Origin of the sequence: Natrinema marinum (genome assembly GCF_024296685.1) — an archaeon.
Taxonomy (GTDB): domain Archaea; phylum Halobacteriota; class Halobacteria; order Halobacteriales; family Natrialbaceae; genus Natrinema; species Natrinema marinum.
On sequence record NZ_CP100763.1, the window covers coordinates 1,637,318 to 1,652,306 of the forward strand.

General features: G+C 63.9%; 9 protein-coding genes. 4 read left to right on the forward strand and 5 right to left on the reverse strand.

Annotated features, from left to right (window positions below; translation table 11 throughout):
- Window positions 1-174: 174 nt before the first annotated feature.
- Window positions 175-1,482 (reverse strand): hypothetical protein, encoded by a 1,308-nt coding sequence (locus tag NKH51_RS08115; protein WP_254764795.1) that lies wholly within the window; start codon window positions 1,480-1,482, stop codon window positions 175-177.
- 253 nt (window positions 1,483-1,735) lie between these two features.
- Between NKH51_RS08115 and NKH51_RS08120 the strand changes: the two genes are divergently transcribed.
- From NKH51_RS08120 to NKH51_RS08130, 3 genes are all read left to right on the forward strand, one after another.
- Window positions 1,736-3,526 carry a hypothetical protein gene (locus NKH51_RS08120; protein ID WP_254764796.1) on the forward strand — a complete coding sequence of 597 codons (1,791 nt, stop codon included), beginning with the start codon at window positions 1,736-1,738 and terminating at the stop codon, window positions 3,524-3,526.
- A 460-nt stretch (window positions 3,527-3,986) separates the two neighbouring features.
- Window positions 3,987-4,937, forward strand: a complete 951-nt coding sequence (locus NKH51_RS08125) for a hypothetical protein (protein ID WP_254764797.1) — start codon at window positions 3,987-3,989, stop codon at window positions 4,935-4,937.
- A 586-nt stretch (window positions 4,938-5,523) separates the two neighbouring features.
- Window positions 5,524-7,323, forward strand: coding sequence for a hypothetical protein (locus tag NKH51_RS08130; protein ID WP_254764798.1), 1,800 nt, complete (start codon window positions 5,524-5,526; stop codon window positions 7,321-7,323).
- A gap of 322 nt (window positions 7,324-7,645) precedes the next feature.
- On the opposite strand, the gene NKH51_RS08135 is transcribed toward NKH51_RS08130, so the two are convergent.
- The 3 genes from NKH51_RS08135 to NKH51_RS08145 all read right to left on the reverse strand — a co-directional run bounded on the left by NKH51_RS08135 (window position 7,646) and on the right by NKH51_RS08145 (window position 12,796).
- Window positions 7,646-9,673 carry a right-handed parallel beta-helix repeat-containing protein gene (locus tag NKH51_RS08135; RefSeq protein WP_254764799.1) on the reverse strand — a complete coding sequence of 676 codons (2,028 nt, stop codon included), beginning with the start codon at window positions 9,671-9,673 and terminating at the stop codon, window positions 7,646-7,648.
- 320 nt (window positions 9,674-9,993) lie between these two features.
- Entirely contained in the window at window positions 9,994-11,820 is a 1,827-nt protein-coding gene (locus NKH51_RS08140) for an asparagine synthase-related protein (protein ID WP_254764800.1), read from the reverse strand.
- A 379-nt stretch (window positions 11,821-12,199) separates the two neighbouring features.
- Window positions 12,200-12,796, reverse strand: coding sequence for a DUF7344 domain-containing protein (locus tag NKH51_RS08145; protein WP_254764801.1), 597 nt, complete (start codon window positions 12,794-12,796; stop codon window positions 12,200-12,202).
- Between the two features lie 749 nt (window positions 12,797-13,545).
- Between NKH51_RS08145 and NKH51_RS08150 the strand changes: the two genes are divergently transcribed.
- A complete protein-coding gene (locus NKH51_RS08150; RefSeq protein ID WP_254764802.1) occupies window positions 13,546-14,505 on the forward strand; it encodes a transcription initiation factor IIB in 960 nt (319 codons plus the stop codon).
- Here the strand turns inward: NKH51_RS08150 and NKH51_RS08155 are convergent.
- Complete coding sequence (locus NKH51_RS08155; RefSeq protein ID WP_254764803.1) at window positions 14,498-14,674, reverse strand: hypothetical protein; 177 nt, start codon at window positions 14,672-14,674, stop codon at window positions 14,498-14,500. The genes NKH51_RS08150 and NKH51_RS08155 overlap by 8 nt on opposite strands.
- Window positions 14,675-14,989: the final 315 nt, after the last annotated feature.

The following is a 14,989-nucleotide window of genomic DNA, read 5'->3' on the forward strand; positions in this document are numbered from 1 at the left end:
GCTTTGTCGATATTCTATTCCCAAGTATGAGTTTGCCGGTAGGTATCGGTTGAGAAATACCTAAACTATAGTTCGAATCACGACTCGATCGAGCCAGCTCTCGAGGGACTCCGCGAGAGCGATGGCTCGAGGGACACTCGAACCCAGAAAAGCGGCCGACTGCGGTCGGTGACGCTACCGGTCGGAACGGACGAGTCGCAGTCCTGTCTTCGCCGTCTTCCAGGCCGGATAGGCGGTGTTGTAGACGCTGGTGGGCGCGTTCCGCGCCCCGGCACGGAGGAGTCGGTGGGTAAGCGGCGGACCGGACGTCGAGATCAGTTCGCCCAGATCTGCGTTCTCGAGCCACTCGAAGAACGCCGTCTCGGCCGGGGTCGCCGGCTCGGTCTCGCGCGCGCGGTCACGAATATCCGCCCACATGTGGCGCTCGTCCTGTCCGAGCACCCAGTCGCCGCGCTCCAAGGAGCGCCGGAGGTCGCGGTAGTCGGCGTCTGAGAACGGGTAGCCGTGCTGGGCCGGCTCGAGGCCGGCCAGCCGGAGGCCAACGGCGGTGCGGTAGCACTTCTCGCACTCGCCGCAGTTGCCGTCCATCCGGTCGTTGCAGGTCTGTAGCTGCAGGTTCGGGTCCTCCTCGCGGACGTAGTCGGCGATGACGTCCAGGCGCTCCTGTCTGGTGAGGTCGTAGGAGTCGTGGTGACACTGCGTGCCGGCCCACCGGACGTGATCGTCGATATCGGGTCTCGAGCCCCACTCGAGGTCGATCCCGTCCCAATGGGTCGCGGCGACGTAGAGGTCCTCCATCCCGCGCGCGTAGGCCACCGGCGCGCAGAGCCCGAGGAGGCCGAGGCCGTGGCCCACGGAGCTGTACCAGCCGCCGTCGACGTAGCGCTTGTAGTGGGCCAACAGCATGGGATGGTCGAGGAAGGAGAGCATGTTCGACTCGACGAAGGCGGTCTCGCAGCCGTGATCGTCGGCGAAGCTCGAAACGCGCGTCCGGAGGGCGTCCCACTTCCCGTCGTCGGCCGCGTCCGGCGTGATCGTCCAGCCCCGGATACTGATCAGCGTCGGCGACGCCTCGCGGTGGCGGACGTACGAACACGTCGAGTCGACGCCACCGGTGAACAGCAGGCCGCTCTCGTCGCCCGACTCGGGGTCGGGATCGATCGTCCGGCGCGCGTAGAGGGTGCCGCCCTCGAGGAAGTCGTGCATCTCGCACAGCGATGCCTTCACATCTTCGAGCGCCCGAGCGAACGTCGCGTCGACCTCGTCGACGTAGATATCGGCCCCGTTGGCCCACGCGACCGGACAGACCTGCGCGAGGACCGGGATCGCCAGAACGCCGTCGGGCACGTCCGCAATCGGCACGTCGTACTCGGTTCGAAACTGTTCGTCGGTGAAGAACCGCTCGAGGTCGCTCGAGGCGCGGATCGAACACTCGAGGGTGCCGTCGTCGGTGGAGAGGTGGTCGATGAGTATCGATGACATAGGTGGCGTGTGGGTTGATCGATCGGACCGACCACTACCCGCTACAAAAATCATCAGAACCGTTGATCGATCACGAAAGGAGAAATCAACCGATAGCTGACTATATGGACGGCATAGGGACGGCATAGATCGGCTACAGCCGCGCTACGATCTGCTTTCGACGGTAGGAGCTGTATAACAAACGGCGTCAGCGGCGAGGAGTCGGCCAACACATGCATGTCGGGATGGACCCGGAGCGATCCGGTGAGCGGCCATGAAACGATCGACGCTGAACGCGACGGTCGCAGTCGGGTTCGTCGCCGTCGCGATCGCGCTCCTCGTCGCGCGGGCGAACCCGGCGACGGCCTACGAGTCGTCCGTGTACGCGGGCACGCCGACGACCGCCTGGCTCGGGTTCGCGCTCGCGCTCGCGATCGCCGTCGGCACGTCACTCACTTGCCGAGGCCGCCAGCAGGGACTCGGCATCGGCCTCGGCGGGTTTACCGTCACGGCCATCGCGAGCCTCCCGGTGATCCGGAACTACTACTTCGCCGGGATGGGCGACGCGCTCAGCCATCTGGGGTGGACGCGTGACATCGTCGCCGGCACCACCGCACCCCACGAGCTGTTCTATCCGGGATTGCACTCGATCGCGTCGACCCTACACTTCCTCGGCGGCGTATCGGTCGAGCGCGCCCTTCTCGTCGCGATGGTCGTTTTGTTCGTCCCGTTCGTGATCTTCGTCCCGCTCGTCGTTCGCGATATCGGTGGCGGCGGGCTGGCGGTCGGGCTCGCCGCGATCGTCTCCTGGATCGTGCTGCCCGTCAACAACATCGCGACCTTCATGGCCGTCCACACGAACTCGAACGCCCTGTTCGTCGTGCCCCCGGTCGTCTTCGCGGTCGTTGCTTACCTCCGGCGGCGGTCAACGATCGAGCGACTCCCCTTCGGCGTCTCCCCGTTCAGCGCGCTCATCTTCCTGACCGGGTTGGCGCTCCTGTTGATCCACCCCCAGCAGATGTTCAACGTCGTCGTCTTCATCGGCGCGATCAGCGCCGTCCAGTTCCTCGCGCGCCGACGCTACGACGATCACCCGATGCTCGAGCACCCGACGACCTACGTCCACACGATCTCACTGGGCGGGCTGTTCGCCCTCTGGGCGCTCGGCAACGAGCGATTCAGGCGGGCCGCCGTCGCCCTCGCTACCGGCTTGCTCTCGGCGGATATCGGCGGCAGCGCGCAGGTCAACCAGCAAGGATCGTCGTTGACCGAGATCGGCGGGAGTCTCTCCGAGATCTTCGTAAAGATGTTCCTCGACAAGGCGATCGTCGCCCTCGTCGTCGGCCTGTTCATTCTGGTCGTCTGGCTCGGTCGCTCGAGCCTCGACGCGGAAGCCAAGTCGTACGTGAACTACGTCGCACTCGCGCTGTTCCCGCTGTTCGGTATGTTCCTCGTCTACTTCCTCGGGACGCCGAAGATGGCGTTCCGCCAGATGGGGTTCATCTACGTCCTCGTAACGATCCTCGCGGGGGTCGCCCTGGCCCAGTTCGTCGGCGGACTCTCGAAGACGATTTCGACGCCCGGCGCGAACGCGGTGACGGCGCTCGTCTTGGGCGCCTGTCTCGTGTTGGGACTGATGACGATGTTCTCGTCACCGCTGATCTACAGATCGAGCCAGCACGTGACCGAGAGCATGATGAGCGGCTACGAAGACGGGCTGGAACACGGAGCGGAGGGCGTCCCGTACGCGGGCATGGGATACGACCCCTACCGGTACGATCACGGTATCAACGGCCTCGCGGACGGGGACACGCTCAGCGGAGCGACGACGGCGACCGGGTCCGTCAACGCCACCGTGTTCTCGGCCGGCAACTACAGCGGGGCCTATCCCACCGACGAGTACTACTTCGTCGTCACGGAGTGGGACAGGACGAGAGAGTTGCGGGTCTACGAGGAGCTCAACTACGACGCAGCCGCAGTCGAGGGGCTCGAGACCGAGCCGACCGTGAACAAGGTGATCTCGAACGACGAGTTCACGATGTACGCGGTCGACAGCGAGCCGTAGCGGTCGCCGTCGGCGATCGGACGCGGAGTCAGCCACACCCAGCCTGACGGATGATCACGCCGCGACGGTCACGGATCCGTCGCCGGTCTCGCTCGCTCGAGCGAGCCGATTGACCGTCGGTCACGATGGCGCCACTGCCCGAAATTGCGGGGTAATAGTCTATTACTGGATGGAAACGACGGTCGTGACCCTCTGAAACAGTAGCGGGAGAGCGTTCGTCCCGGAAACAGCCCGGTCGCCGGAAACAGCTTTCGCTCGGTCTCTCTCCGGCGATACGCTCGTATTTCCGTCGCAAATACGAGCTTATGTGCCGGGTGATGCGATATCGAGACAGTCATATATTCGGAAACCATCCCCGATTCATTGTTCTATATTTCCCACTGGCGGGAACAAAGTCTGTAAATTTAAGCCATGATGGCAAGAAAAAGTTTATGAGCGTAAGACGGAGTTACGGAGATGTATGGCGCAGAACCCCCGTACGTCCGAGACGGATTCCACTCCGACTACAGGTCGTAACTCTGGATTAAGCCGCCGTAACTACGTTCGCTCGCTCGCCGCGGTGGCGACGGCGACGACCGCACTCGGCGGCGCCGGAGCAGTCGCGGCCCAGGACGACTACGAGGTCATCGAAGCCCAGGGACAGACGATCACCATCGGCGCAGGCGAGACCTGGGAGAACAAGCTGATCGACATGACGACCGGTGCGGACATCGTCATCACCGCCCGCGACACCGACTGGACGATCCGAAACGTCGGTTTCAAAGGCGAGAACACGTCCGGCACCGGTACCGCCACCTTCGGCGTCGCCGACGTGAGCGGCGGGACGAGCACCGTCGAGAACGTCTACCTCGGTGACGGCTCGAGCACGGGCAACAGTAACCCGAACGGGCACGGCCAGACCGCCTTCTGGGTCGCCCCGGACCACTCCGGGCACATCGACTACAAAAACGTCAACATCCAGAACTTCGCGGACAACGCGATCTACGGCTCCGCGCCTGGCAGCAAGGGAGGTGGCACTGTCCATATCGACAGCAGCTACGCCGCGAACTGTTACGTCTCGCACTTCCGACTGGCCACGGAAGGCAGCAAGGTCACGAACTCGAGTATCTACGTCGACGGGAGCGAGGGCTACGTCGGCCGCGGTATCTGGGCGTGGGCTCCCGGGACGATCGAAGTCGAGAGCTGCCAGATCGCGATGAACGGGCAGAACAACGCCATCGTCGCCGGCGCGAACGGGAAACCGACGGAAGTCGTCGTCACGGAAAGCGACTACGATGACACAGCAGGTATCGCCGAACACGCCGGCTCGAACGTCGAACTCGGCACCGATGTCGGTACGAACCCCGAGCCCTTCATCCCGGACGGCGTCCCAACCTCGCCGGAAGAGGCCGCATCGGGCGGCTCGAACTGATCCCCGCTGCCGCGACCGCTCGCCGACCCGGTTCCCGCTGACGCTCCCCTCCACCGATTCCCCTCCGATCGGTCTTCCCCGACCGATCCCCGCTGACGCACTCCTCCACCACGCCGAACCCGGCCGGTCCTCCACCGGCCCTCCACCGACCCTCCGACTCGCCGCCGCCCCGGTCGCGTTTTTCGGTTTCGATGCGCACGCGTACGCGTTTCGTCTGTTTTCGACTCGAGCGGATCGTTCACGCGCCCTCGAGCGCGACGTCGGTCCCCCTCGACTGCATCGACCACTGGACCCCGACGACACCGACGAACAGCGGCTCGGTCGGGTTCCGGGGCCGGTAATACCGAATTACTCGGGATTGAAACCTGTGACTTCGTGCTTCCGAGGGTTCTCGGGCGGTAATTCTGTATTACCAAACTGAACTCGCGCCCCGAGCTGGCCGCGGAGAGAATTTTATATGCGTCTTGTTGTTCCCAAAATAGTCATTCAATATTATACCATTCGTACCGATTATAGATACAGTCTGTAAATTTTAGGTACAGAAATGCGGAAAGTTTATGCCGTTAGTATCTAATTACCCGATTGCATGGCACGCGACTCTTCGGTACTGGATGACGAGTCGACCGCCTCCGACGACGGGGAGGCGGCCGACGACGGCGGTAACGACGGATTACTGCACCGGCGATCGTACATGAAGCTGGCCGGTGCGACGACCGCGGCGGCGACGCTCACGGGAGCCGCGAGCGCCGACGACGACTACGACGTGATCGAGGCCCGCGGGCAGACGATCCGCGTCGGCCGCGGCGAGACGTTCGAGAACAAACTGATCGACCTCACGACGGGCGCGGGTTTCCTGATCTACGTCGAGGGAGCGAACTCGACGATCCGCAATATCGGATTCAAGGGCCTCTACCGCGGGGACTCGTTCATGATTTCGATCGACACCGGCCCGGGAGACATCCTCGTCGAGAACGTCTACCTCGGCGACGGCGCGACGAAGGAGGGCTCGAGTTTCGTTCACGGTCCCGGTGCGGTCTTCATGCACCGGGGCAGTCAGGCGGACATCACCTTCCGTAACTGTAACGTCCAGGGTTACCCGAACAACGGCTTTTACTGTTCCAACACGCCCTACGGCGGCAGCGTCCGCTTCGAGAACTGTTTCGGCAAGAACAACGGCGTCACGACCTTCCGGTGTGGCAGCGCAGAAGACGAGATCGTCAACTGCGTCGCCTACAACGACAACACGGATTACGGGCGCGGCTACGGCGGCTACGGCGAGACCAACGGCCGCCCCGTCTGGGTCTGGAACGGCGGGACCGTGACGATCCGCGACTCGCACTTCGCGGACGGGCCGTACCCCTACGCGCTCGTCGCCGGCGCGAACGGCTCGCCCGGTAGCGTCGACTTCCGGAGCGGCGGCTACCGCGGCCAGATCCATCGGGCCAGTGGCTCGACGGTGAGCATCGGGAACGACGTCTCGAGCGATCCCGACCTCTCGATCCCCGACGGCGTCCCGACCTCGCCGGAGGAGGCCGCATCGAGCGGCTCCGGCGCCACCGGCACCAACCAATCGACCGACGACGAGAGCGTTCAGCTCCCCAACGTCCTCCTCGTGGACGGCAGTCCGGAGGACGCGACCCGATACGAGTTCAGCGTCGACGGCGCGATCGAGCGTTCGAACTACGAGGGTGCGTCGATCGACGACGAGGATGCGATCGACGGCTCGCTCGTGCAGGGCAGCGTCGCCGACTGGAAGGACGCCTTCCGGTTCGACGGCGAACTGACGAATCTCACCGTCGACGGCCCGGGAACGGTCTCCGTCAACGGCGAGCAGGTCGACCCCGACGATTACGGCCAACAACTACCCCACGTGCTCGAGGTCGCGAGTCGGGGCACGCCAACGAGCTACGAAATCACGGTCGACGGCGCGGTCGAACTCGTCTCCGACGACGCGCCGACCGCCGACGCGACGACTGTCTCGGGGTCGACCGTCCAGAGTTCGCTCACCGACGGAAGCCAGACGTTCCGGTTCTCGGGGGCGCTCACCGACGTGACGTTCACCGACGGCGAGGCGGACGTGACCGTCGACGGCGAGCCGATCGATCCGAGCGAGTACGGCGACCACAAGATGCTGCCCCACGCGATAGTGGTCGACGGCGTCGAGGCCGACGGGCCGAGCGCCTACTCCTTCGAGGTCGACGGGACGGTCGTGCAGTCGAACTACGACGGCGCGTCGATCGACACCGAGGACGTGATCGACGGGACGGCCGTCCGCGGCGCGGTCGGCAACTGGCTCGACGCCTACTGGTTCGACGGCGACATCACGGACTTCCACCTGTGCGGTGACGCCACGGTCGACGTGCAGTACAACGCGCGCGACCAGTAACGCGACTCGGTTTTCTCGTTCCTCGTCGGACGGCACAACACAGCGCTCTTCGCGACGACCTCATCCGCGCACAATCGTAAGTTCGCGAAGCGGTATCCGAGATCTCGTCCGCTACGGCAGTCACAGACGAACCGACACCCAGTTGGGCGATATCGAACGGCTTCGTCGCGGGACGCTCGAGTCGGTCGGAGGGCTCGATCGGCCGTCAACCGAGCCATCCGCAGCCGACGCTCCGTACGGACCGTCGAGTCGTAACGGACCAACCCCGACCGAATGCGATCGAAAGACGGAGTGAAGCGGAGTCCGGGTGCGAGTGAAAACGCTAGACGTTGTACTCGACATCGACGGTCGCGTCGCCGCGCAGGCGGAAGTCCGTGATGTCGCCGTCGAACCAGTAGGCATCGAGTTCGTCGTCGACGCTGCCGCTGACGGCCGTGCCCTCGACCGTGTCGCCGGGATCGACCGAGGCGTCTCGGTAGCTCGCGGTGACGACCTCGCCGTCGACGGCGAAGGAGTACGACGACTGCCCGTCCGTGCCCGAGCCGTCGATCACGATGGCGTTCGGGAGGCGCTTCTGGCCGTTGTAGTCATCGGGATCGATCCGCTGGTCGTCGAGGTAGACGTGCGCCGTGCCCTCGCGGAAGGTCACGTCGGTCAGCGCACCGGAGAACCGGAACCGCTGTGCGTCGCGTTCGATCGACCCCTCGACGGTGGTGTCGGAGAGCACGGTGGCGTACTCCTCGGAGGCGTCACCCGCGACCGTATCGATCGTGCCGTCGACCGTGAGCTCGTAGCTGGCGTTCGAGCCGTCGCCGACCAGCGTCAGCACGTGTGGCTGTTCGTCGCCGTAGTCGGCGGGGTCGACCTGCTCGCCGTTGACGTAGACGCGAGCGTCGCCGTCGAGCGTGAGGTCCGTCAACTCGCCGCTGAACTTGAAGCCGTCGCGCCAGCCGGCCACGCTCCCGGTGATGATCCCGCCGTCGACGGTGTCCTCGCCGTCGATCGTGGCTCCCTTCACGGTCGCCTTCTGGGCGGCCCCGGAGACCGCAAACTCGTAGCGCGTCCCGCCCGAGGTGCCGACCCCGTCGACCAGCAATGTGTTCTCGAGGGTCGGCTGATCGCCGTTGTACTGGTCGGGGTCGATCGTCTCGCCGTTGACCTCGACGTGGGCCGAGCCCTGACGGAACGCGACCTCGTGGAGGTCGCCGGCGAACCGGTAGCCGTCGACGTGGGACGTGTTCGTCACCCAGCCGGTCGCGCTCGTGGCGTCGATCGAGTCGTAGCTCTCGAGCGAGCCGACGTTCGGATCGTCGACGAGTTCGTCGGTCGCCTCGACGTAGTACTCCGTCGGCTCGCCGGTGCCCGTCACCGTGAGGGTGTTCGCTGGGAGGTCCGACTCGCCGTCGCCGCTCGAGGGCGAATCGGACGTCGATCCGGCGCTCGCGGCCGCTTCGGGGGAGGTCGGGACCCCGTCGGGGACGAAATGCTCGGGGCTACCGTGAGTGCCGGAGCCGTCGTCCGTGTGGACCTGATCCATGGAGACGGACGGGCCGTTGTGCGTGACGACGCCACCGCCGGTCCCGTTCGTAATGACGTGGGTGTTTTCGATCGTGGCACCGCCGCCGTAGTCGCCCGCCCAGACCCAGATGCCGCGGCTCGCGGCCCGAGTGCCGCTCTTGTAGACGACCGAGTTCGAGATCGTACAGCCGTTATCGCCGATGCGGAGCCCCGTGTGATGGGTGTCGTAGGTGTAACAGCTGTCGATGTGGATCGAGCCGCCGTTCCCGTTGTACGCGGGCGCGGAGCCGTAAATTCCGTTGCAACCGGCGTGGCCGAAGTTGACGTTCCGGACCTCGAGACGGCCGCTGTGGTCGGGGTCGACCCACATCAACAGCGGCCGCTCGTTCGAGGGCCGGTCGGGGTCGCCCCGGCCCCAGTAGATGTTCTCGAGCGTGGAGGTGTTACCGCCGGTGTCGGCGATGCCGAAGACAGTCCCGCTGTTCGGGGCCGTGCCGGTCGCACCGAGGGTGCCGCGAAACCCGATATTTCGAATGGTCCAGTTCGTTCCCTTGGCGATGATGGTGATGGTCCCGCCATTGCCGAGATCGATCAGCTTGTTCTCCCAGGTCTGGCCGGAACTGACGCGGATCGTCTGCCCGCGGGCCTCGATCACGTCGTAGTCGCCGGCGGCGCTCGCCGGGCCGGTGCTGACGCCCGCAGCGATCGCCGTCACCCCGGCCAGTTTCAGGTACGACCGTCGATCGATCGTTCCGCCGTCAGTTCGTTCGTCGTCACTCGTGGTCGGTTCGACGGGACGGTCACCGTCCCGTACCGGTTCGTCGCGTGCCATGCGACCTGAGAGAGAACACTACCGAACCATAAACTTTCCTCCCTCGTTATCAGTAAGATTTCGTGATTATAATTATATCGTGGTATATTGTTCACTTTCTCATGGATTTTCTATCACGGGATCTTATATACAAAATCGGGAGACTTCAGGGTGAGGCACTATCTCTGCGCCAATTATGATACTGATAGAAAGATAGTTTCGAATTTTCTACTGTCAGAACGGAGGGACAGTACGTCGATGTACGATTCGTGACCTGATCCGTTTCGTGGTCGACAGGATATCCGAACACTCAGGTGACAACGTTCGTTCCGACGGGACAGTCAGCCGAATACGGTGTCACGACGCGACTCGAGGACGCTCTGCGAGGAGTGGACGTCGTCGATGAACGAGGTGAGCGCGAAGAGCCGGTAAACGGACGTGCGGTCGTGGTCCGCGTGGGCGTCGAGGAACGCGTGGAGTTCGTCCGTCGAGAGCACGTCGTCGACGGCCTCGCACTGCTCGACCTGCGTGCGAATGCAGTCGACCGTATCCGGCCGGAGCTGCGAGCCCGTCTCGAGGCCGTTGATCGACTTGACGATCGGTCGGACCGCGTCGAACACGCGCGGATACCGCGAGAGCAGATCGTCGACGAACGCCACGGCTTCGTGACGGGTAGAGGCAACGGGCACGCCGTAGTCGGGGTGGGGGAGCGCCGCGGCGGCCGGCTCGAGTTCCGAGAGGAAGGCGCGGTACAGATTGTACCGGGCCTTCTGGTCGGGCGGGCAGTTCATCGCGTACCGGAAGAAATCGATCGAGTAGAACGGGGTCGTGCTCCAGAAAAAGAAGCGGTTGCGGTCCTCGCCCTCGAACAGGAAGTTGACGCCCCGCTCGTAGACGAGGAAGTGGACGTACTTCGAGGCGGGGTCGGACTCGGGGTACATGCGAAGCCGGTCGCGGACGCTACGCCGAATCGCCTCGGCCGACAGCCCGGTAATTCGTGCGACCTGCTCGAGCGAGAGGAACGAGTTCTCGTCGATGACGTAGTCGACCAGGGCCGCCTCGTCGGCGAGCGGCCGCGCGGGGGTCAGATCGGGGAGAACCTTGTCGCCGCCGTCGCCGGTGACGTACGTGAGGCCGGCGTCGTACTCCTCGCGGAGCTGGCGGAAGAACTCGAGTATGAAGGAGGTCAGGAGTCCGATCTGGCCGTTTTTCGTTTTGACGATCCGGTCGAGGTCCGACCCGTTCGGCGGCCCGATCTCGTAGCGTTGCCAGTCGACCTCGAGTTCGTTGGCCAGCTCCCGAGCGATCTCGACGTCCGACGGGGGAACGAACTCGTCGGAGGCCATCGTGGCCGCTGTCGTCGGGATCCCCTCGGCGTTGTAGCCGGCGAGCACCGACCGAGAGTCGAGGCCGCCGCTCAGCGAAACGACATCGTGACTACCCTGTCCCGACCGCTTTCGACAGGCTCGTTCGAATCGATCGACGAGTTCGCTGGCGTTTCGCGATCGGCTCCGATCGGCGTACGCCGGCTCCCCGAAGTCGAAGCGGTGCAGCGCCGTCTCGGTGACTGCACCGCGGTCCGGGTTGACGGTGAGTTTCGTCCCCGGGCGCAGTCGGTTGGCCCCCTCGACGAGCGTTCGATCGCCCAGCGAGTAGCCAAAGAGGAGACACTGGGCGACGCCCATCGGATCGAACCCCTCGATCGGCGCTTCGTTGATCAGGTAGCGTAGCTCCCGCGAGAACAGGAACGACTCCCCGTCGTGGAAGTAGTACGTCGGCAGCCGGGCGAGCGGATCGTTGAGCAGCCCTAGCCGACCGCTGTCCTTGTCGACGGCGACCAGCAGGAACTCGCCGTCGGTCTCGAGCAACCACTCCGTCAGGAACGCTTCGTCGCCGTCGGCCGCGAGGACATCCGCCGCGACCTCGAGCAGTTCGCGCTCGAGTACCGCGTCGGGCCGGTCGTAGATCCGGCCCTCGAGGCAGACCCAGCGGTCCTCGTCTTCGACGACGCGGATCGGATACTCCGGGTAGGCCGTCGTGCCGATCGCAGCGGACGACGACTCGTGGACGATCTCGCGCTCGTAGCGCTCCGTGTGAACGAGCGGCTCGAGCGACGCGGCGAACGTCCCATCGTCGGACCTCGTCGTTCGGCCGGTGACACCAACCATGTCAGTACACGAGTGAGTAACCCGCATTGTAATGTCGGCGTTTACCGCCCCCAGTCGAGGGCTACCGGCTTCGGGCCGCGACGCTGTGTCGTAACCGGTCGCTGCCGTCAGCGAGGGTGACGGCCGCGTAAGAAGGAGGCTCCCGCGCCTGGAACAGCTGCTGGCACGCGACTGTTCCGGTACTGGATGACGGTCGTCGGGAGCCATTCGACAGTATGGATTCAGGTAATAAAAACCCTTCTCAGGAGCCGGATAAGTGAGCGAACGTGAGATCCGAGACGTACCGGCGGTGGAGGATTGGTACAGATCAGTCGCTCGAGGCGGCTGATTGTCGCAAGAACGGTCGACGCGGACGACGATCAGTGCCGCCGTCGAAGGCTCACTCGATGCGAGACAGTTTGCCGTCGACGTTGCGTTCGCGTCGGTGGTTCGTCACGGCGTGTGCGGTAGAGAGGAGGAGAAACGCGACGATGACGGTGCCGGCGAGGCCGAGCATCGGAAGGGCCGAGAGGACGGGGACGCCGAAAAACGCCGCCCCGAGGAGGGACGCACCGGTGACGCTGACGCCGGCGTACCATCGGTCCCACCGGTCCTGTCGATGGGAGTCCGTATCGAGGTACATCATCAGCAGGTCGGCGTTGTCCGACAGCGAGATCAGACCGCGGTCCTGATCGTACTCGACGATACCGGCGTCGTCCATCTTCGGGAGGTGGGTCTGGTAGAGGGCGACGTAGACGCGCTTGCGCTGGTCGGAACTGAGCGCGTTGACGTCGGTGTCGTTCTCCCAGGCGGCGATCTGTTCGGCGAGTTCACCGAGCGTGACCGTTTCGTCGGCTTCCAGCAAGTATGCGAGGACTTCTCGCCATCGTCGGTTTTTCAGGAGCTCGAAAATGACGTCCTTCGAGAGACGTTCGTCTTCATCGGCGTTGGCGACCGATGCGATTTCGTCCGGGAGGGACGTATCGATCGAGGACATTATGCAGCGCCTCCGGTCGGAGCGTTGCCATTCGAGTTCGCCGATCCCTGAGCCCGGTAGCCGGTATCACCGGAATCTCGGCACGACGGCGACCGCTGTACGTTCGAACGGCGAGTCGAAATCACGATTGACACACCAGGTTGTACACCAACAGAGATACTCTTAAACACGACCACGTTTCGCACCGTCTGCAAAGCGGGTACGGAGCGACTTCCGGACGGGGGAGCGGCGAGGTCGTTTCGTCGCTCTCTCGACCGGTTCCTGCCGGTCGGACGGCCGCGCGGTATCGATCGATTGTGCGAACGTACCGATGGCGTACGTCGGTTCCACCCCGGGTGACCGGACGCCGTCGAGCGTCGGCGGACTGCGTAACAAGACGGCACTGGTACCCACAGTTCGGTGGAACCGGTATAAAGTCGAACGACAGTTCACACGCGAAAGAGCGATTTACCCAATGAACGGACGATTTACGTCGTCGAGACGCCACAACGATCGGCACCCTTCATGTGGCGTGTGGACATTGACCACGATGGGGCGAAGCGACCGTCGACCGGACGCTTCACCCTGACGCGACCGATGGGACACGGTCTCGACGCGGCCGCCGCGGATGCTCGCTCGAGGCACGCGGCGGTCGAGTCGTTCGATTTTCTGGGCTCGATTCTCGCGCGAGCAACGCCACAGTAAGTCGGTGTTTCCCGCGAAACCATGTGAACCCCTTACAGTGCCGGCACGGTTTCGTCCGGCTACTGATGACGCGGTCTATCATCGATCAACAGAGCAGCGAATCACAGTCAGAGAAGGGTGAGACTGGCCTGTGTCCCGACTGCGAGACCGACACGATCGTCCACGATCCGGACCGCGGCGAGCAGGTCTGCGAGGACTGTGGCCTGGTCCTAAGCGAAGATCCCATCGATTACGGGCCGGAATGGCGGGCATTCAACGCCCAGGAGCACGACGAGCTGTCGCGTGTCGGTGCTCCCCTGACCCAGTCGATGCACGACCGGGGGTTAACGACCACCATCGACTGGCGGAACAAGGACGCGAACGGACACTCGATGTCGGCCGACAAGCACGGCCAGCTCCATCGCCTGCGCGTCTGGCAGGAGCGGATCCGAACGAAGAACGCGGGCGAACGAAACCTCAAGTACGCCCTCTCCGAGATCGACCGGATGGTCAGCGCGCTGGGCGTTCCCAAGCCCGTCAAAGAGACGGCGAGCGTCATCTATCGCCAGGCGCTCGAGCAGGACCTCATCCGCGGGCGCTCGATCGAGGGCGTCGCGACCAGCGCGCTCTACACCGCCTGCCGAAAGGAAGGGATTCCGCGCAGCTTAGAGGAAGTAACGTCCGTCTCCCGCGTCGAGCAACGCGAGATCGGTCGGACCTACCGCTACATCGCGGACGAACTCGGCATCAACTTAGAGCCAACGAACCCCCGGCAGTTCGTCCCTCGCTTTTGCTCGGAGCTAGACGTCAACAAAGACGTGGAAACCAAAGCCATCGAGATCATCGATCGAACCACCGAACAGGGGCTCCACTCCGGCAAGTCACCGACCGGCTTCGCCGCCGCCGCCATCTACGCCGCCGGTCTCCTCTGTGACGAGACCATCCCACAGCGGGCCGTCGCCGACACCGCCCAGACGACCGTCGTCACCGTTCGCAACCGGTATCGAGAACAGCTCGAGGCGATCGACCAGCAGCCCGCTACATGATCGACCGGTCGTCTTCTTCGTAGACCTCCTCGTCGAGCAGCGCGTGTAAGTTACTGTACGGAACGAACGCGAGGAACTGGTCGTCCCCGTCGTACAGCTCGAGACCGTTGTCGGCGTGCTCGTAGCGCTCACAGACGATCTGTCCTTCCGGGAGGATCGCGCGATACATATGAGGGATTAACGCCGTCGGATGAGATATAGCTGTCTGGGCTCGAGGGGTACGAGAAAGCCCACTCGTAATCGAGAGAGTCGACAGAGCTTCCGTGTACCTGAACCCGATAGACGATCCTCCCGAACTGCTCGGATCACGTGCCGGAATATTCTTCTCGTTCGACGGTGAGATATCACAAGAATAGAATAGTAACGGCATAAAACCAACACCACAACCACGAACGGATGGAAAAATATCGACGTGAGACGCTTCTAACGGTTCCTGCACTCGTCACCGCCAGCGCCGGCTGTGTGAGCTTCAACGGCGAATCCG

Excerpts from the sequence above, each read along its gene's own strand:
- NKH51_RS08115 (WP_254764795.1), bottom strand. The coding sequence starts at position 1,482 with ATGTCATCGATACTCATCGACCACCTCTCCACCGACGACGGCACCCTC.
- NKH51_RS08120 (WP_254764796.1), top strand. The coding sequence starts at position 1,736 with ATGAAACGATCGACGCTGAACGCGACGGTCGCAGTCGGGTTCGTCGCC.
- NKH51_RS08125 (WP_254764797.1), top strand. The coding sequence starts at position 3,987 with ATGGCGCAGAACCCCCGTACGTCCGAGACGGATTCCACTCCGACTACA.
- NKH51_RS08130 (WP_254764798.1), top strand. The coding sequence starts at position 5,524 with ATGGCACGCGACTCTTCGGTACTGGATGACGAGTCGACCGCCTCCGAC.
- NKH51_RS08135 (WP_254764799.1), bottom strand. The coding sequence starts at position 9,673 with ATGGCACGCGACGAACCGGTACGGGACGGTGACCGTCCCGTCGAACCG.
- NKH51_RS08140 (WP_254764800.1), bottom strand. The coding sequence starts at position 11,820 with ATGGTTGGTGTCACCGGCCGAACGACGAGGTCCGACGATGGGACGTTC.
- NKH51_RS08145 (WP_254764801.1), bottom strand. The coding sequence starts at position 12,796 with ATGTCCTCGATCGATACGTCCCTCCCGGACGAAATCGCATCGGTCGCC.
- NKH51_RS08150 (WP_254764802.1), top strand. The coding sequence starts at position 13,546 with ATGACGCGGTCTATCATCGATCAACAGAGCAGCGAATCACAGTCAGAG.
- NKH51_RS08155 (WP_254764803.1), bottom strand. The coding sequence starts at position 14,674 with ATGTATCGCGCGATCCTCCCGGAAGGACAGATCGTCTGTGAGCGCTAC.